The 18,470-nt window shown below is 61.7% G+C and carries 13 protein-coding genes; 2 read left to right on the top strand and 11 right to left on the bottom strand.

All coding sequences use genetic code 11. The annotated features are described in order from the left end of the window. The first annotated feature begins 3 nt into the window (after window positions 1–3). Entirely contained in the window at window positions 4–999 is a 996-nt protein-coding gene (locus Q390_RS0108810) for a branched-chain amino acid ABC transporter permease (protein ID WP_027995729.1), read from the top strand. A gap of 87 nt (window positions 1,000–1,086) precedes the next feature. Here the strand turns inward: Q390_RS0108810 and Q390_RS0108805 are convergent, their stop codons facing one another. Together Q390_RS0108805 and Q390_RS0108800 are read right to left on the bottom strand one after the other, a co-directional pair. After that, a complete protein-coding gene (locus tag Q390_RS0108805; protein WP_037472594.1) occupies window positions 1,087–2,217 on the bottom strand; it encodes a lipocalin-like domain-containing protein in 1,131 nt (376 codons plus the stop codon). Window positions 2,218–2,220: 3 nt separating this feature from the next. After that, window positions 2,221–4,857: an ABC transporter permease gene (locus tag Q390_RS0108800; protein ID WP_027995727.1), complete on the bottom strand. Its 2,637-nt coding sequence runs from the start codon at window positions 4,855–4,857 to the stop codon at window positions 2,221–2,223. Window positions 4,858–5,006: 149 nt separating this feature from the next. Between Q390_RS0108800 and Q390_RS19500 the strand changes: the two genes are divergently transcribed. Beyond that, window positions 5,007–9,047, top strand: coding sequence for a trypsin-like serine protease (locus Q390_RS19500; RefSeq protein WP_169737270.1), 4,041 nt, complete (start codon window positions 5,007–5,009; stop codon window positions 9,045–9,047). An 88-nt stretch (window positions 9,048–9,135) separates the two neighbouring features. On the opposite strand, the gene Q390_RS0108785 is transcribed toward Q390_RS19500, so the two are convergent. The 9 genes from Q390_RS0108785 to Q390_RS0108745 all read right to left on the bottom strand — a co-directional run. Continuing rightward, window positions 9,136–9,795, bottom strand: a complete 660-nt coding sequence (locus Q390_RS0108785) for an ABC transporter ATP-binding protein (protein WP_027995726.1) — start codon at window positions 9,793–9,795, stop codon at window positions 9,136–9,138. Window positions 9,796–9,797: 2 nt separating this feature from the next. Next, the gene (gene miaA / locus Q390_RS0108780; RefSeq protein ID WP_051603141.1) at window positions 9,798–10,817 is read right to left on the bottom strand and encodes a tRNA (adenosine(37)-N6)-dimethylallyltransferase MiaA; all 1,020 of its coding nucleotides are present in this window, start codon (window positions 10,815–10,817) and stop codon (window positions 9,798–9,800) included. Then, window positions 10,804–12,075 carry a multidrug effflux MFS transporter gene (locus tag Q390_RS0108775; protein ID WP_027995724.1) on the bottom strand — a complete coding sequence of 424 codons (1,272 nt, stop codon included), beginning with the start codon at window positions 12,073–12,075 and terminating at the stop codon, window positions 10,804–10,806. Before Q390_RS0108775 ends, miaA begins: the two co-directional genes overlap by 14 nt. A 74-nt stretch (window positions 12,076–12,149) precedes the next feature. Then, window positions 12,150–12,833, bottom strand: a complete 684-nt coding sequence (locus Q390_RS0108770; RefSeq protein ID WP_027995723.1) for a type 1 glutamine amidotransferase domain-containing protein — start codon at window positions 12,831–12,833, stop codon at window positions 12,150–12,152. A 35-nt stretch (window positions 12,834–12,868) separates the two neighbouring features. Next, window positions 12,869–13,903: an NADP-dependent oxidoreductase gene (locus Q390_RS0108765; protein ID WP_027995722.1), complete on the bottom strand. Its 1,035-nt coding sequence runs from the start codon at window positions 13,901–13,903 to the stop codon at window positions 12,869–12,871. 45 nt (window positions 13,904–13,948) lie between these two features. Next, entirely contained in the window at window positions 13,949–15,112 is a 1,164-nt protein-coding gene (locus tag Q390_RS0108760; RefSeq protein WP_027995721.1) for an iron-containing alcohol dehydrogenase, read from the bottom strand. 91 nt (window positions 15,113–15,203) lie between these two features. After that, the gene (locus Q390_RS0108755) at window positions 15,204–15,827 is read right to left on the bottom strand and encodes a TetR/AcrR family transcriptional regulator (RefSeq protein WP_027995720.1); all 624 of its coding nucleotides are present in this window, start codon (window positions 15,825–15,827) and stop codon (window positions 15,204–15,206) included. 162 nt (window positions 15,828–15,989) lie between these two features. Then, window positions 15,990–17,813, bottom strand: coding sequence for a methyl-accepting chemotaxis protein (locus Q390_RS20515; protein WP_281174779.1), 1,824 nt, complete (start codon window positions 17,811–17,813; stop codon window positions 15,990–15,992). Window positions 17,814–18,189: 376 nt separating this feature from the next. Continuing rightward, window positions 18,190–18,470 (bottom strand): integrase core domain-containing protein (locus Q390_RS0108745; protein ID WP_027995718.1); only part of this gene is annotated, 281 nt, incomplete at its 5' end.

Below are 18,470 nucleotides of genomic sequence, written 5' to 3'. Positions count from 1 at the left end.
CGCATGAATTCTCAAAGGTTGACGGCGATCGGCTACAGCCTGCTGTTCATCGGCTTGCTGCTGGCGCCCGCGCTGGGTGCCTACCCAGTTTTTGTCATGAAGCTGATGTGCTTTGCACTGTTTGCTTCGGCCTTCAATCTGCTGCTCGGCTACACCGGCATGCTGTCGTTTGGCCACGCTGCCTTTCTCGGCGGCGCCGCTTACGCTGCTGGCCACTCCATGAAAGTGTGGGGCTTCACGCCCGAAGTGGGCCTGCTGATGGGTACGGCCAGTGGTGCGTTGCTGGGCCTGGTGGTCGGATTCTTTGCCATCCGCCGTGAGGGCATTTATTCGACCATGATCACGCTGGCGCTGGCACAGATGCTGTTTTTCGTATTCTTGCAGACACCCTTTACCGGCGGTGAAGATGGCTTGCAAGGGGTGCCACGCGGCAAGCTGTTTGGTGTGCTGGATCTGCAAAGCGATCTGGTCATGTACTACGTTGTGCTGGCAGTCGTCGTCGCCGCCTTCTTGCTGATTGTGCGCACCATCCACTCGCCCTACGGCCAGGTGCTCAAGGCCATCAAGGAGAACGAAGCGCGCGCCATCTCGCTGGGGTACGACACCAACCGCTTCAAGCTGCTGGCCTTTGTGTTGTCGGCCGCGCTGTCGGGCTTGGCCGGTTCGCTGAAAACGCTGGTGCTCGGTTTTGCCACCCTGAGTGATGCGCACTGGTCGGCTTCTGGCCACGTGGTGCTGATGACCTTGGTCGGCGGACTGGGTACCTTGTCGGGGCCGCTGGTGGGTTCGGCGGTGGTGGTGCTACTGGAAAACAAGATTGGCGACTTGGGTGAGTTGCTGGCCAGCATCTCGGGTATCGAGTGGTTTCACTCGTTGGGCGAATCGGTCACCATCGTGACCGGTCTGATTTTTGTCATCTGTGTGCTGGCCTTCCGCCGCGGCATCATGGGCGAAATCATTGCTTGGCTGGCACGTTTGCGGGCCGGACATAAAACCTGAGAACGTCCGGGGTCTGACGGTCGGAGATTTTTCACGCCCCGCTGGTTTACAGGCCAGCGGGGCGTTTTACGGTCTGTCCCATCAGCTTTACAGGCGCAGCGCTTGCGTGTAGCCGGTCATCTCCAGATAACCGTGGCCGCGCAGGGCACCGGCGCTGTCACGCAGTTCGCACACCCCTTCCCAGTACACCGCACCGGTCGAAGCGCGACTGTCCAGCTCCTGGTTGTCCAGCAGCGCGCGCACTTCAAACGTGCCCGATGGCGTCGCCACGCGCCACTGCACCGGGTAGCGCGTGCCTTCCAGCGGGCTGACCCAATGGCGCAGCGGCGTAAAAATGACTTCCTCCACGCCAAAAATGCGTGCTGCCTGGCCGGGTGGCCGCATGGAGCCGCCGGCCCACAGGGTTGAGCCATCGGCGCGGCGGAGCCGAAACGCAGTCAGCGCGCTGCCATTGTGCAGATTCATGCCAATCCAGTCCCAGCCGACAGCCTGCGGATTCATCAGCACATCGCTGGCTTCATGGTCTAGCCAAGCGCGGTTGTCGCCGGGTGCGCTGGCCGGTTCGACAACAAAGCGCTCGCTGCCGCGCTGCAGGCGGCCTGAGACCTGCATCTGCGGCTGGCTGTAGTAGTAGCTGGCCTGCTCAGCCTGCGGCCCTTTGCGCGACAGGCCGTTGTTGCCTTGCAGCAGCACTGGCTGGGTGGTGTCGAATTGCAGCGCAAAAGCAAAATCATTGGCCTGCACTTGCGCCGTGTAGCGGCTGCCAGTGCCCTGCGTGCTGCGCACCAGGGACCAGTCTTGTAGCTGCACGGCCGTGTCGGTGTCACTGGCCTGTGCTAGGCCAAAGCCGGCGCGGGCAATGCGCTGGTCATGGGCAATGCGCCCGGCCTGCAGGTCGGTCAGCGCGGCGTGGGCAAAGATCAGCTGGCGCGCGGCAAAGGCTGAGCGCAGCCCTTGCGTGGCCGGCACGCGTGAGCGAAAAAATGTCACCTGGAACCCCCAGCGCCGACCGCCAGCCAGCGCCAGTCCGGTGATGTACCACCATTCGGTGCGCAAATCGGGGTGGCTACCAAAGTCGCGTGGAAACTGCAACTGGCGCGGCGGCAAGGCCTGCGCTGTCAGCGGCAAACCGCTCAGCAGCGCCGTACCCACGGCGGCGCTGCCCAACAGCCATTGACGGCGCAGCGGAGAGGACAGATTCAATGGGGTGCGGTGCATGGTTTACCAATCTTCCTTCACGGCCAGCACTGCCTGCTGCCCCGCTGCGGCGCGCCCGGCCAGCCAAGCCGTGGCGGTGCCGGCCACCACCACGGCCAGCGCCAGCGCCAGCAGACGCTCCCAAGGTACGCGCAAATCCATCGTCCAGTGAAAGCTCTGTGGATTCACCACATGCACCAGCACCACCGATACCGCCAAGCCGAGCAGCACGCCAGCCAGCGCGCCCACCGTTGTCCAAGCTACGCCTTCGCCAGCGACCACCGTCAAAATCTGCCGCCGCGTCAGACCCAGGTGGGCCAGTAGGCCAAACTCCTTGCGCCGCGCCAGCACCTGCGCGCTGAAGCTGGCGGCGACGCCAAACAGGCCAATGCCGATGGCGACCGCCTGCAGCCAGTAGGTGACGGCAAAGCTGCGGTCAAAAATCTGCAGTGAGCGCGTGCGGATGGTTTGGGCGGCGGTAAATTCCAGCAAGCCTTGCGCTGAAGTCTCTGAAACCCCCGGCGCAACCAGCGTGCTGATGGCGTGCTCCAGCGCCGCCAGATCCGTGCCCTGGCGTGGCCACAGCGACAAGTCATTGGCGCGGTCGTCGCCCGTCAGGCGCGTGTAGTCAGCCGCATCCATCACCACTGTACCGCTCTGGCGGGCATAGTCGCGCCACACCCCTGCTATAAAAAAAGAAGCTACTAGCGCATGATTTGTATGGGCTAGAGGCCTAAAAGACTCAGAAAACGCTGCAAAATTCTCCCCTGGCGCCACTTTCCATAAGTCCACCACAGCCTCGCTGACATAAATGCCGATACGGCCTGCCGGCACTGGCAGGGCGGGTGCCACCAGCGGCAGGGTGCGCGCTGGGTCGTTGGTGAGTAACCGCGCGATCAGCACGAGGGACGGCCGTGTCGGTGCCAGCAGTAGCGGCACATAGCGCGCGCCTTGCACGCGCTCGACACCGTCCAGTTGCGCAATGCGCTGCACCAGCGCCGCGCTGAAGGCCGGCGTGTCGCCGCTGCGCGCGCCGGCGCTGCGCACGTACAGTGGTGCTGGTAATACCGCGTCCAGCCAGTCCATCACCGAGCCGCGAAAGCTGCCCACCATCACCGTCAGTGCCACCGCCAGACTCAGACTGGCCACGACCCCGCCGACCGCCACCGCCGCCGTGCCGCGTGCACGCCGGGCGCGTTCCAGGGCCAGCAGGGGCAGCAAGCGCTGCTGCACCAGCGGCCGCAGGGCGCGCAGCAGCAGTGCCACACCCCAGGGCAGCAGCGCAATGCCGCCGACCAGCCCCAGGCCAATCGCCACATACGCTGCCAGAGGAATGCTAAAAATGGGTGGAACGTAGACCAGGCCAGCGCTGATAGCTATCAAAATCATGCCCCAGCGGCCCGACGGCTGGCGCGTGTCGCTCAGCCCCAGGCTTTTCAGGGTTTGCGCCGCCGGCAGCGCCTGCGCTGTGCGCGCCGGCCACCAGCCGCCCAGCAGTGCCGCACCGGTGCCCAGTGCGCCATAGATCAGCGCCGCCGTTGTGCTGAACTGCAACGCCGGTTGCGTACCCGAAAAATAGCCGCCGCCCAAATCACCGCCCAGCAGTTGAAGCGCGCCCGCTGCCAGCGCCGTGCCCAGTGCAATACCGCTGGCGCTGCCGACCAGCCCTAACACCAGCGACTCGGTCAGCACCAACAACAGGCGCTGGCGCGGCGTGGCGCCCAGCACCGCCAGTAGTGCAAACTGCGGCGCGCGCTGCGTCACGCTCAGCGCCAGCACCGAAAACACCAGATAGGCCCCAGTGAACAGCGCCACCAGCGCCAGCACCGTCAAGTTGACGCGGTAAGCGCGTGATAGTTGGTGCACGCTCTGCGCTGCGTCGCCCGGCTCAGACCAGATCAGTCCGGCAGGCCAGTCGGGTGCGTCCTGCAAGGACTGGCGGAAGGGGCTGGGCACGGTGCCGGGGCGCAGCTGCACGTCAATGCGGCTGAGTTCACCGATGCGCCCGAGCAGGTCTTGTGCGGCGCCAATGTCCATCACCGCCAGTGGTGCGCCGCTTGCCGCCACGCTACCGGCCACGCGCACTTGCAGGCGTTGCAAGCCGACTTGCAGCAGCAGTTGTGGCGCCTGCGACGGCGTATCGCCCAGGCCCAGCGCCTGCTGCGCGGCAGCGTTGAGAAATACTGTGGCAGGAGCGAACAGCACCAAACGATCCGGCTCCAAGGAGGCAAACGGGCGTGGCATCAGGTCGGGCGCCATGCGCGGCAGCAGCAACGCATCGGCGCCGATCAGGCGCAGTGCGATGGGTATTGCGGGAGTGCCAGCCGTATCGGACGTTGTGGCGTCGTTGCCGGCAGCCGGGGCCGGCAGTGCCAGCACCGATATATCGAGTATCGGACTGGCGTGCGCCACCTGCGGGTGGGTGGCCAGGCGAGCGAACAGCGCTTCATCCAGACTGCCCTGGGCGGCGCGCAATTGCAAGTCCGGCTGGCCGCTGACGCTGCGCAGCGCCTGGGCAAACTCCCCCAGCGCCGAGGCATTGATGGTGTGCACGGCAAACGCCAGCGCCACGCCCAACACCACCGCAAACACGGCTGCTGTGCTGCGCCAAGGGTGGTGGCGCAGTTCCTGTACAGACCAAAGGCGAAGCAAATCCCACATGGCGCCTATTGTGGCGCGCCGCCCCGGCTTCGATCTCACCTCGGGTGAGACAAAGTTACACCGAGCTACACTTGCTCAGCGCAGCGCTTTATGCCATGAGAAGCACTGATCACACCGCATTTTTTCGAATACACACAAAGGAACGGCCCATGAAAAATTCATGGAGAATTTTGAACACTCTGCGGTGCACCATCGTGGTGGCGATAGTGGGTTTGGCCTTGTCAGCCGCCAGCGCCGCTGTCATAGACAGAGAAGTGCTGGGCGAAACTGTAGGTATAGGTCAAGCGGCGGTATCGTCGCCAGCGTTGCGCGCAACTTTGCAAGACTTGGCAAGCACTGCGCAAACAAATGGCTCAGTCCGCGTAATTGTTGGTGTCCGTGTCGCGTTTGCGCCTGAGGGGAAGCTGCCTGCAACTGCTGTGGTTCAGCAGCGCAATGAAATCGCCGGCGCGCAATCGGCAGTGCTGGCGCGCCTGCCCCAATTAGTACAGCAAAACAGCACCGTGCGGCGCTTTTCCAGTATTCCGTACTTGGCCATGTCGGTGACTGCACAGGATTTGAAAACTTTGCAGCAAATGCCTGAGATCACTTCGATCCAGAAAGACAAGGCACTACCCGTCACTCTTTTCAACAGCGTGCCACATATTGGCGGCAACACGGCGTCGAGCGGTGGCTATAGCGGTGCTGGGCAAGCAGTGGCTGTACTAGATACCGGGGTAGAAAAAATCCACCCATTTCTGAGAAATAAAGTGATTGCAGAAGCCTGCTTTTCCACCACAGATGTACGCGAAGGTGCTGCCTCCGTTTGCCCTGGTGGGGTGGCGGTCTCTACGGCTGTGGGCTCTGGTGCGCCTTGCGTCGGCATCGATAGTTGTTCGCATGGTACCCATGTGGCAGGCATCGTAGCGGGCAACGGCGGACCCAGCAATGCGCCTGTGGGTGTTGCCAAAGATGCCAGCATCATTGCGATGCAGGTATTCTCCAAGTTCAGCACGGAAGATGCCTGTGGGGTTGGTCAAGCCCCCTGCGTGTCTAGCTATGACTCTGACATCATCATGGCTTTAGAGCGGGTTTATGCGTTGCGTAATACCTACTCAATTGCTGCCGTTAACATGAGTTTGGGGGGCGGGAAATATACCAGCCAGCCAACTTGCGATAGTGAGAATGCGGCGACCAAAGTTGCGATTGACAACCTGCGTGCTGCCAATATTGCCACCATCATTGCTTCAGGTAATGGTGGTTACATCAATGCCATGGCTGCACCGGGCTGTATCTCCACTGCCATTAGTGTGGGTTCGACTTGGGCTAAAGCAGGATTGGACAATTCTTGCCTCGGTAACAACTTAGGTATCTCTGCTACAGACGATATTTCATGCTTCTCCAATTCGGTATCGTTCCTGAACCTCTTGGCGCCAGGATCCGAGATTAACTCTTCTATTGTGGGTAACGCGTACGATAGTTATTCTGGTACCTCCATGGCTACGCCTCATGTCGCAGGAGCATGGGCTGTCTTGAAACAGAAAAAACCGTCTGCTACGGTCGATGAGGTGCTCAATGCCTTCGTCGTTACAGGCAAGTCAGTGGCTGATCTGAGAAGTGGCATGACCAAGCCACGTATCCAAGTGTCGCAGGCTCTGGATGTTATTAACGTCGGTGGCTATACCTTGTCCGTGACCAAGTCTGGCGATGGCACCGTGACCAGTGCTCCTGCCGGTATGAATTGCGGCACCAACTGCTCTTCGACTTTCAGTACCAATAGCAGTGTGACTTTGACCGCTGTTGCTTCTGGCGGTGGCTCTTTTCTGGGCTGGACTGGTGCCTGCACCGGCACAACCAGCACTTGTACTGTCACTATGAGCGCTGCACGCAGCGTGACGGCCAGCTTTGCTATTACAGGAGGTATGCGACTGGTCGCATTGAGCAAATCGGGCAAGGGAACTGTAGCTAGCGCTCCTGCCGGCCTCTACTGTGACGTATCTTGCGGTAGCATCTCCTCGAACTTTCCATCCGCCAGTCCCCTTGTTTTGACAGCCACCCCGGCAGCGGGTAGCACCTTTGCGGGCTGGAGTGGCGCTTGCAGCGGTACCAGTCAATGCAATATCGCCGCAGGCACCGGCACCGCTAATGTCACGGCCCTCTTCAACAGCAGCAGCGCAATTGAGGCGGTCACACTCCTCCACCTGTCCAACCTTTCAGATGCAGCTAGCGGCTCTGCTAATTTTGTGGTGCAGCTGCCTCCTGGCGCCACTAATCTGGCCGTGACCACTTCAGGCGGACTGGGTGATGCGGACTTGTACGTCAAATTTGGTGCACCACCTACCCTGAAAGCGTATGACTGCAAATCCAACAACTCAGGCAATGCAGAAAGCTGTGGTCTGACAACACCCCGTTCGGGCGACTATTACATCCTGCTCAACGGGTATGAGGCCTACAGAGGTATCACGCTGCGCGTAACTTACCGGATGCCCAGTTCCAAGGCTACGCTGAACGTGACCAAAACAGGCGCAGGCCAGGGTACAGTGCAGTCCTCCTCATCGACCATGGCAGCAAAAATGCCTTCACCTGCCGGTTTGTCTGGTCCCACTATCGTCGGTGGCGGGCCAGCACAGCTTGGCGCATGGCCCTGGCAAGTACGTCTGAACATTACTACCCAGCAAGGCAGCTTCTTGTGCGGCGGCACCCTGGTGTCTGATCAATGGGTGCTCACAGCCGCACATTGCATCGAAGATGACGCAAATAGCACCATCAGTCCTGCCAACGTCACGGTGCGCGCCGGTTCACTGCAAAAGGACAGTGGCGGTGTGGTAGTCGGCGTGAGTCGCGTGATCAAACACTATGCCTATGAGACGGCTACTACCGACAACGACATTGCTTTGCTGCGCCTGTCTAGCCCGCTGCCACTATCAAGCACTATCCGCCCGATAGCGCCCCTGTCAGCATCCCAAGAGCAGCAACTGGCTGCTACCACCACATTGGCTACTGTCACCGGTTGGGGCACTACCAGCCCAGGCGGTAGCGTATCGACGGTGTTGATGCAGGCGCAAGTCCCACTGATCAGCAGCAGTGATTGTGCTAACCAATCTGCCTACCCCAGCAGTCAATTGTCGAGCAACATGATCTGCGCCGGCTACAAGCAAGGCGGCAAAGATTCCTGCCAAGGTGACAGCGGTGGTCCTCTGGTGGTGTCCAATGGCCAAGGTGGTCATGTACTGGCAGGCATCGTCAGTTGGGGGGAGGGCTGTGCTTCACCTGACTACCCTGGTGTTTACACGCGGGTTGCCAACTATCAGCCTTGGCTGCAAACGCAGACCCAACTGGCCCTGGGCGCTCCGCTGCTGAATTGCGGCGATTCCTGCCTGGCCACAGTGGACACCAACACCACCATCACGTTACGTGCCCAAGCCAGTAACGGCAGCAACTTTGCTGGCTGGGGTGGTGCTTGCAGCGGTACTGACGACAGTTGTACCGTGACTTTGGACAGCGCGCTTAGCGTGACAGCGAATTTCAGTACCAACGGCTTTGATCCCCTGTCTGACCCAGCGAATTTCGTCACACAGCAGTATCGAGACTTCTTGGGTCTTACGCCGGATGCTGTCAGCTTGGATGATTGGGTCAATCGGCTCAAATTCGGTACTACCACGCGTGCACAGGTCGTGGAGTCACTCATGAAGTCGGATGCATTCCGAGGCCGCCTTGATCCCATCGTGCGGTTGTACACCGCCTACTTCAAACGCCTGCCTGATTACGAGGGGTTGATGTATTGGTTTAACAGCATGTACCCCCGCAGCAGCACCGGCTTGAATTTAGTGAAGGTATCTGACGCCTTCGCTCAATCGAGTGAATTTATTGCGACCTATGGACAGCTGAGCAATACCGGTTTTATTACCCGCGTGTACCAAAATGTGTTGGGTCGTGACCCAGAGCCTGAAGGCTACGCTTACTGGGTGGGGCGCTTGGCTGATGGCATGCCGCGTGGCGAGGTGATGTTGGGCTTTTCCGAATCCACCGAAAACCAGCAAGCCAGTGCCAACTCGCAGCTTGTCACCATCACATACGTGGGTATGTTGCGACGGGTGCCCCATAGCATGGAGCACTCCCAGTGGCTTGTGGACATCCAGGCTGAACCTTCTAGGGTCTTGGAGCTGATTGACAGTCTGCTGCGCTCCTCAGAGTACGCCGCCCGCTTTTAAAAAAGCAGCGCCATAGCGGATGGTGCTATGGTTTAAATAGCCCTCAGCGCTTGTATTACAAGCTGTGGGGGCTTTTTTCTAGTCCGCATCAGGCCGGGCCCATGCCCTGCGCTGTCAGGCGCAGTACCCGGTCGGCGCGTGCGGCTGCACTGGCCGAGTGCGTGACCAGCACCAGCGCGGCGCCTTGTTCGCGCGTTTGTGCCAGCAGCAAGTCCATGGTGCGCGCTGCGGTGCCAGGGTCGAGGTTGCCGGTCGGCTCGTCGGCCAGCAGCAGGGCTGGGCGGTGTACCAGCGCCCGCGCCAGCGCCACGCGTTGCAATTGGCCACCGCTCAATTGCTGCGGTAGGCGCGCACCCAGATCGCCCAGGCCGACTGCGTCCAGCATGTGCTGCACCCGTGCGGCATCGGGGCGGCCTAGCAGCAACAGTGGCAGGGCGACGTTTTGCGCTACATCGAGGTGCGGCAAGACGTGGAAGGCCTGGAACACAAAGCCGACCTGCACGCGCCGCCACAGGGCGCGCTGGGTTTCGTCCAGCGTTCCCAGATCGGTATCGCCCTGCACGATGCGGCCGCTGTCCCACTCGTCCAATCCGGCTAGGCAGTTGAGCAGGGTGGATTTGCCCACCCCGGAATCGCCGACGATGGCAACAAATTCACCCGGCTGCACGCTGAAATCGACGTTGGTAAACACTGGGGTGCTACCGTAGTGCTTGCCCAGCGCGGTAACGTGCAGCGTGTTCGTTTGCATCTTTATGCCTTTGCGACCAAGCCTGTCTCCAGCCGTTGCAGCACGGCCTGCACCAGCTGCACCGTGGCGTCGGGCGCGTCACAAGCAATCACTTGGCGCCCCTCCATACTGCGCAGCCAAGTGACTTGGCGCTTGGCCAGCTGGCGCGTGGCGATGGTGCCGCGCTCCCGCAGTTCTGCCACATCCAGTGGCGCGCCCGGCCCGGCGGCTGCTTGGGTGTCTAGCGCCTGCCACGCCTGGCGGTAACCGACGCAGCGCATCGATGGCAAGTCAGGGTGCAGGTCGCCGCGCGCGCGCAGGTGGCGTACTTCGTCGATAAAACCTTGGTCCAGCATGGTGTCAAAGCGCAGTGCGATGCGTTCGTGCAGCCAGCTGCGGTTTTGTGGTTCTAAGCAAAATAGGTCTCTAACGCATATGGGGCGTGCGCTATTAGCTATTTTTTTTGTAGTGTGAAAGCTGGATAAGGGGCGTCCTGAGACTTGCCACACTTCCAGTGCGCGCTGAATGCGCTGGCTGTCAGCGGGCGCCAGCCGTGCTGCGGTGGTTGGGTCTATCTGCGCCAGCTCGGCGTGCAAGGCCGGCCAGCCGCGCTGTTGCGCCTGTGCCTCAATCTGTGCGCGCACGCCGGGGTCGGCGGCGGGCATGTCGTCGATGCCATCCATTAGCGCCTTGAAATACAGCATGGTGCCGCCCACCAGCAGCGGCAGTGCGCCACGGGCGCGGATCTCAGTGATCAGTTGTGTGGCGTCGCGTACAAACTCGGCCGCGCTGTAGGCGTGCAGCGGGTCGCGGAGGTCGATCAGGTGGTGCGGCACGGCGGCGCGTTCCAGCGGCGTCGGTTTGGCGCTGCCGATGTCCATGCTGCGGTACACCAGAGCTGAATCAACGCTGATGATTTCCACCGGCAGGCGCCGCGCGAGCACGGCGGCGACGGCCAGCGCTCCAGCCGTTTTGCCCGAGGCGGTAGGGCCGGCAATCGCCAGGCAGGGCAGGGCGTGGGCTTGTTCTTCAGTCGTTTTCACGGGGTTCTCCAAACCGGGGCACCAAAATCCAGGCGACAGCGCCCAGCACCAGCGACCAGAACCACACGCCGTAGACCAGCGGCCACACCGTCCCGTCCAGGTGCCGCCCGACCCAGCCACCCATGGCAAAAGCGGCCAGCATCATCATGAAACCGTTCAGTGCCGAGGCTACGCCGGCCGCTTGCGGAAATGGCCCGACCGCGCCGGTTTGTCCGCACGGCTGGTGGATGCCGTGGCCGAGCATGAACAGATAAAACGGCAGCAACAGCGCCCACGGCTGGTGCCAGCCCAGGGCGGCGACCACGGTCAGTAGCGTGCCGCCGGCCACGCTCAATCCGCCCGCCAGCGCTACCGTGTGGCGCAGGCCGTGGCGTGTCAGCAGGAAGCGGCAGACAAAGGTGCCGACAAAGTAGGCCAGCGCGCTCGACAGCAGTACCCAGCCGTACTGTGTGCGCGTCAGCCCGAGCACTTCGATAAAGACAAACGACGAGGCTGCCAGAAACGTGAACAGCCCGCCGTAACTGGCCGTGGTCAACAGCGAAAACGCCCAGAACGTCGGGTGGCGCAGCACGGTGATCCAGGTGCGCACCAGCGTGGCTGGTTGCAGGGCGCGGGGGTTCTTTTGTGGATGCGTTTCTGGCAGACGCAAGGCGACCAGCGTCAGGGTGATCAGCGCATAGGCGGTGAGTGCCAGCAGGGCAGCACGCCAGCCCAGCCACTCGGTCAGCAGCCCGCCCAGCGGGGCGCACAGGCAGGCGACGATGCCCAACCCGGTGAGCGCTTTCGACATGGCGCGTGCGCCGGTCAGTGGTGTGTAGAGATCGCGGACGATGGCGCGGGCGCACATCACCACCGCGCCCATCGCGGCGCCTTGGGCAATGCGCCAGGCAATCAGCAGCGCCATGGTGGGCGCCCAGGCACTGCCGAGGGAGGCCAAGGTGTAGAGGCACAGGCCAGTCAACATCACCGGGCGGCGGCCAAAGCGGTCGGCCAGCGGACCCCACACCAATTGCGAGCTACCAAAAGCCAGCAGCAACGCGCTCAGGGTGAGTTGTCCGGCAGCCACCGGTGCGCCCAGGCTGCGTGTCAGTGCTGGCAGGGCGGGCAGGTACAGGTCGGTAGTGACCGGCTGGATGCTTAGCAGCAGCGTGAGCACCAGAATGGCCATGCCGGGCGCGATGCTGCTGGGACCATCGGCGCCCGCAGCGGTGGGTGAAAGTGGAGTGGCAGACGCAGAAGGAGTGGAAGGGACAGACATCGGATTGAGCGTACCAGAGGCCGGTGCGTCCTACGGCCGCGTCGCACGGCCACTGTGGGGTGCGGCCGCGCCTGTCAGCCGAGTTTTTTCAGCAGCGCCTGGGCCGCTGGTTCAGATGAAGCCGGGTTTTGGCCGGTGATCAGCAGACCGTCGGTCAGCACATGCGGCTGCCAATCGCCCGCCTTGGAGTACTGGCCGCCGTTCTTCTTGAGCATGTCCTCGACCAGAAACGGCACCACATCGGTCAGGCCAGAAGCCTCTTCCTCGGTATTGGTGAAGCCGGTGACTTGCTTGCCGCGCACCACCGATGTGCCATCGGCGGTCTTGGCGTGGCGCAGCACGCCGGGCGCGTGGCACACCGCAGCCACCGGCTTGCCGGCGGCCAGCAGTTGCTCGATCAGTGCAAGCGAGCTTTTATCCTCGGCCAGGTCCCACAAGGGGCCGTGGCCGCCAGGGTAGAACACCGCGTCAAAGTCGCCTGCCGCCACCGCAGCCAGTGTGTGTGTGTGCGCCAATGCTTTTTGGGCTGCGGCGTCCGATTTGAAGCGGCGGGTGGCGTCGGTCTGTGCGTCGGGTGCGTCGCTCTTGGGGTCGAGCGGTGGCTGACCGCCCTGGGGCGAAGCCAGCGTGATGGCGGCGCCGGCATCGAGGAATACGTAGTACGGCGCAGCAAATTCTTCCAGCCAGAAGCCGGTTTTTTTGCCCGTGTTACCCAGGTCGCTGTGCGAGGTCAGCACCATCAAGATTTTTTTGGTCATGGGATGTGTCTTTCTATCAGAGGTGGGAAGATCGTTCAGTCATTGGCCACGCGCACCACCAGCTTGCCGAAGTTCTTGCCTTCGAGCAGACCGATGAAGGCTTGCGGCGCGTTTTCCAGGCTGTCCACAATATCTTCGCGGAATTGGATCTTTCCTTGTGTCAGCCATTCACCCATGTCTTTGACGAACTCGGGGTAGCGGTGGCCGTAGTCGTCAAAGATGATGAAGCCCTGCATGTGAATGCGCTTGCTCAGCAGGGTGCGCATCAGCAGCGGAGTACGGTCAGGGCCGTCCGGCAGGGCGGTGGCGTTGTACTGGGAGATCAGGCCGCACACCGGCACGCGCGCGCTGGTGTTGAGCAGCGGCAGTACGGCATCGAACACCTTGCCACCGACGTTTTCAAAATACACGTCAATGCCCTGTGGGCAGGCTGCTTCCAGCTGGGCTGCTAGGTCGGGGCTGTGGTGGTCAATGCAGGCGTCAAAGCCCAACTCCTCCACCGCTGAGCGGCATTTGTCCGCGCTGCCGGCAATGCCGACCACGCGGCAGCCCTTGAGCTTGGCGATTTGCCCCACCACCGAGCCGACGGCGCCGGTGGCAGCGGCCACCACCACCGTTTCACCCGCCTTGGGCGCACCGCTGTCGAGCAGGCCCATGTAAGCCGTAAACCCGGGCATACCCAGCACACCGAGCGCATAGGATGGGTGCGCTAGGTTGGCGTCCAGCTTGGTCAGACCCGTGCCGTCCGACAGGGCGTAATCCTGCCAGCCGGTGTAGGCTAGCACCCAGTCGCCCTCGGCATAGTCGGGATGCTGGCTGGCGGCCACACGGCACACGGTGGCGCCGACCATGGGCTCATTCAGCGCGGCGGGGGCGGCGTAGCTGGCGGCGTCGCTCATGCGGCCACGCATGTAGGGGTCCAGCGACAGATACACGGTGCGCAGCAGCACCTGGCCAGCCCTGGCCACCGGGATGGCGGGTTGTGCCAGCGCAAAGTTTTGGGCTGTGGGCGCGCCCACGGGGCGCGAAGCCAGCAGGATCTGGCGGTTGGTGGTGGAGTTTTGTGCCATGGGGATGCCTTGGTTCGGTGAGGGTGGGCTGCGCAAGGGCGTTGCTTACAGCGCGCCTTCGAGCACCTTGCGGCTGATGGCCGGGGTCAGGTCGCGGTGTTCGCTCAGTTGGGTCATGCCATGGGCTTGCAACTGGTGGATGACGCTGTCGATGGCGTCAGCGCCCAAGCCATAGTCGCTCAGGCGGGTGGGAATCCCCATGGCTTCAAAGAAACTACGCGTGTGCGCAATAGCGGCATCCATGCGTTCTTCGTTGCTGCCGCTGGTGATGCCCCAGACACGCTCGCCGTATTGCAGCAGCTTGGCCTGCTTTTGTGCACGGCGCTCGTGCAGCAGGGCTGGCAGCACGAGGGCCAGGGTGCGGGCGTGATCAATGCCATACAGGGCAGTGAGTTCGTGGCCAATCATGTGCGTGGACCAGTCTTGCGGCACGCCGGCGCCAATCAGGCCGTTGAGCGCCATGGTAGCGGCCCACACCAAGTTGGCACGGTCGTCGTAGTCGGGCTCGGTAGCGGTCAGCAGGCGCGGGCCAATTTCGACCAGGGTTTGCAAAATGCCCTCGGCAAAACGGTCTTGTACGCGGCCATCGACCGGGTAGGTCAGGTACTGCTCGACGGTGTGGACAAAGGCATCGACTACGCCATTAGCCAACTGCTGGGGCGGCAGGGTGTAGGTCTTGGTTGGGTCGAGCACTGAAAACAGCGGATAGCAGTAACGGCTGCTGAAGGGCAGTTTGGCGCCGATATCGCGGCGTGTGATGACGCCGCCGTTGTTCATCTCCGAGCCGGTGGCTGGCAGCGTCAGCACCGTGCCAAATGGCAGCGCTTGGGTGATGTTGCGCCCGCCTTTTTCCATGATGTGCCAAGCATCATCGCCCTCGAACAGTGCAGCGGCGGCAATAAATTTGACTGCATCGATCACCGAGCCGCCGCCCACGGCTAGCAAAAAATCGTGGCCGCCGTCGCGTACCTGTTGCACTGCTTGCATCGCCGTCTCGTAACTGGGGTTGGGTTCGATGCCGCTGAAAGTGGCGTGCGTGCGTCCTCCCAGTGCTTGGCGCACTTCGGCCAGCGTGCCGGTTTTCTCGGCGCTGCTGCCACCGACCAAGATCAGTACCTTGGCATCAGCAGGCACCAGCTTGTTCAGATCTGCAATGCGGTTCTTGCCAAAAACGATGCGGGTGGGGTTGTGAAAGTCAAAATTTTGCATAGTAGTTGCTGGGGGAGTGAAAGGGAAAGTAAAAATAGACCGGTCGGCTAGTCAATAGACAAATGCAGATACTAAGAGCAGGCAGCAGGTCTTAGGGGTTGGGCGGCGCGCCGAGCAGCAACTCGGTGCTGCGCAGGGCATGGTCGAATGCGCTGCCATCGCGGCGCAGCTTGGCCAGCAGGCTGGCGCCCAACCACAGTTCGTACAGTGTCAGGGCCATATCCTGGGCGACCAGAGCGGCAGGCACGGAGCCGTCGGTGCGGGCTTCTTCCAGGCATTGGGCCAGGCGCTGTACCACCTGTTCGGTGCCATCCCGCAGTGCCAGGCGCATACCCTCGGAGATGTCGGCCACTTCGGCGCTGAGCTTGACGATCAGGCATTTGTTGCCGCTGTCCTGTGCGCCGCAGTCCGGCGTGCTGGTGCTGCACTGCGAGAGGTTCCAGTAAGACCAATAGCGCATCAGACGGCTGCGGGCCGGGCTGCCGTCAGCACGCAGCAGGTGCTCCAGGCGGTCCAGGTAGGTGGCGATGTAACGCGTCAGCAACTCTTTGCCAAAGCGTTCTTTGGAGCTGAAGTAATGGTAGAAAGAGCCTTTGGGCACGCCCGCCACGGCGAGGATTTCCGCCAGGCCGACGCTGACAAACCCCTTGTGCGCAATCAGGCGCTCGCCGCAGTCGAGGATGTGGTGTCTGGCGGTGGGTTGTGCAGTCAGCATGGAGGTGATTATGATTTAAATAGACCGGTCGTCTAGTGGCGGATTGGCCAAAGCCCCGGCGATGCAAGGGACATGGCTTGGTGCTTGCCGCGTGCGGAATGAAAAACGAAAAGGAGCCGAAGCTCCTTTTTTTGGGGTGGTAGCAGTGACCAAAGGACAGAGTTAAAAACTCTCCCAATCGTCCATGTTGTCCGCTTTGGCACTGGACGTGCTGGAGGCGTTGTGCGGCAGGGCTTTATGGGGTGCGGCCTTGGGTGCGGGCGAGGTGCTGCGCGGCGCGGCCTTGGCGGTACGGGCCTGGGCGCCAGGGGCTGCGAGCCCCGCTGGTGCGGCTGCAGGCAGGGTGTGTGCACTGTGCCGGATGGGGGCAGGCTTTGTGCGTGAGGGAGCAGGTGGGGTGATGTGAGGACTGGTGCGCGGCGCGCGTACGGTGCTGACGGCGTAGTCGGCACCCAGCTTGAACACCGCGACCGTCTGCACCAGATCCCGTGCCTGGCTGCTCAGGCTGGACGCGGCAGCGGCCATTTCTTCCACTAGGGCGGCGTTTTGCTGCGTGGTTTGGTCCATTTGCGTCACGGCTTCGCCCACCTGCGAGACGCCAGCGCTTTGCTCGGAGCTGGCGGCGCTGATCTCGCCCATGATGTCGGTGACGCGGCGGATGCTGCTGACCACCTCACTCATCGTCACGCCCGCCTGGCCGACCAGGGTGGAGCCTTGTTCCACGCGATCGACGCTGTCGGTGATCAATTGCTTGATCTCTTTGGCTGCGTCCGCTGAGCGTCCGGCCAGACTGCGCACCTCGCTGGCGACGACGGCAAAGCCGCGCCCCTGCTCACCCGCACGGGCGGCTTCCACGGCAGCGTTGAGTGCCAAGATGTTGGTCTGGAAGGCAATGCCATCGATCACGCTGATGATGTCAGCGATTTTCTTGCTCGAATCATTGATGCCCTTCATGGTGTCCACCACCTGGGCTACCACGTCGCCGCCTTGCAGAGCCACGGTGCTGGCGCTTTGGGCCAGCTGATTGGCTTGGCGCGCGTTGTCGGCGTTTTGCTTGACAGTGGAGCTGAGCTGCTCCATGGAGGCCGCCGTCTGCTGCAGGGCGCTGGCCTGCTCTTCGGTGCGGCCCGACAGGTCGTTGTTGCCCTCGGAAATCTGCGTACTGGCCGAGGCCACGGCTTCCGAACTTTCACGCACATGGGCGACTACTTTGGCCAAGCTGTCGCGCATGCCCTTGATCTGGGCCAGCAAGCTGGTGGTGTCGCCGGAGCGGGTGTGGATGTCAACCGCCAGGTTGCCAGCGGCAATCTCATGCACCACCTGGGTGGTGTAGTCGGGCTCGCCACCGAGTTGGCGCGTGATGGAGCGCGTCAGCGTCCACGCAATGATTGCACCTATCAGCGCAGCAGCGCTGGCAATGGCCAACAGCAACTTGCCGGTCCAGCTGGTGCTGGCTTGCACGTCCTGGGCAGCGTCGTTCATCAATTTTTCTTGCAGCTTGATGGTGTCGTCCAGGGCTTGCAAATAATTGCCCAGTATCGGCTGGGTTTCTTTCCTCAAAACGATGCTGGCCTCCTCGTTGGAGTGCGCCAAGGCAAAAGCTATAGTTTTGTCGGTGCTGGTGTTGTAAGAAGGGCGAATCTGCATTACTTTTTGCAGCAGCTGGCGGCCTTCAGCGGTCTGGATGGTGGTGTTGAGTTGCTCCAGCAGCGTGGTGTTTTGGGCTCGCGTGGTCTCGATGCGTTGCTTTTCGGTTTGCATATCCTGGTCGTCGTTCGACAGGATCATGTTGCGTATGGAGCGTGCGACCTGGTTGAGATTATTTTTTACCTGATTCAGCTGCCCCACCTTGACCATGCGGTCCGAGACCAGCAGGTGCATCTCATCATCAATCGAGCCCAGCGCAATGCGACCCAAAATGGCCACGGCCAGACCGGCCAGAATCATCAACATAAACCCCAGCCCCAGGCGAACGCCTACCTTCATATTTGAAAACGCCATGTGTGTATGTCTCTTGGTCAGTGATGAAAAACTTGGCGCCAGAGCCTCATCTGGCTGTTGCTGGCGAAAATCAGAAAAATGGAGGATTGTGCTTGACAATTTGTATCCATTGAAGCCAATGGAACTGGCGAGTTGCTTGCGCCTGCCAGGCGGCCAGCGTCTGGAAACTGAAAGGCCTTGGGTGCGCCGCCGCCTGTGCCTAGGCAAAAAAAGAGGGCCGAAGTCTCATGCCAGTCAGTTAAGAGCTGACTGGCATTTTTGTTGGATATTTCATAGGCCGACGTTTGACGACCCGAGGGTAGGAGCGTTCGCTGAGCCGCTCAGGAATCACGAATAAGTGTGCTTGATCAAACTGTGCTGGTCAAGTTTTTTCGGACACAACGATAGGTTGTTTGATTGCCGATTGCTGCTCGAAGGCATTGGGTGGCAAGTTGCCCAGTTTGGAGTGCAGCCGCACGCTGTTGTAGAAACCTATGATGCAGTCGGCGATGTCCATCATGGCCTCGGCGTGGTTGGCGTAGTCGCGCTGCCAGACCCGCTCCGTCTTGAGGCTCAGGAAGAAGCGCTCCATCACCGCGTTGTCCCAGCAGTTGCCCTTACGGCTCATGCTGCCGACCAAGCTGTGGCGGGCCAGCAGCGCCT

It is taken from the genome of Simplicispira psychrophila DSM 11588 (genome assembly GCF_000688255.1).
GTDB classification, from domain to species: Bacteria; Pseudomonadota; Gammaproteobacteria; order Burkholderiales; family Burkholderiaceae_C; genus Simplicispira; species Simplicispira psychrophila.
This window is presented reverse-complemented; position numbering and strand designations above follow the sequence as displayed.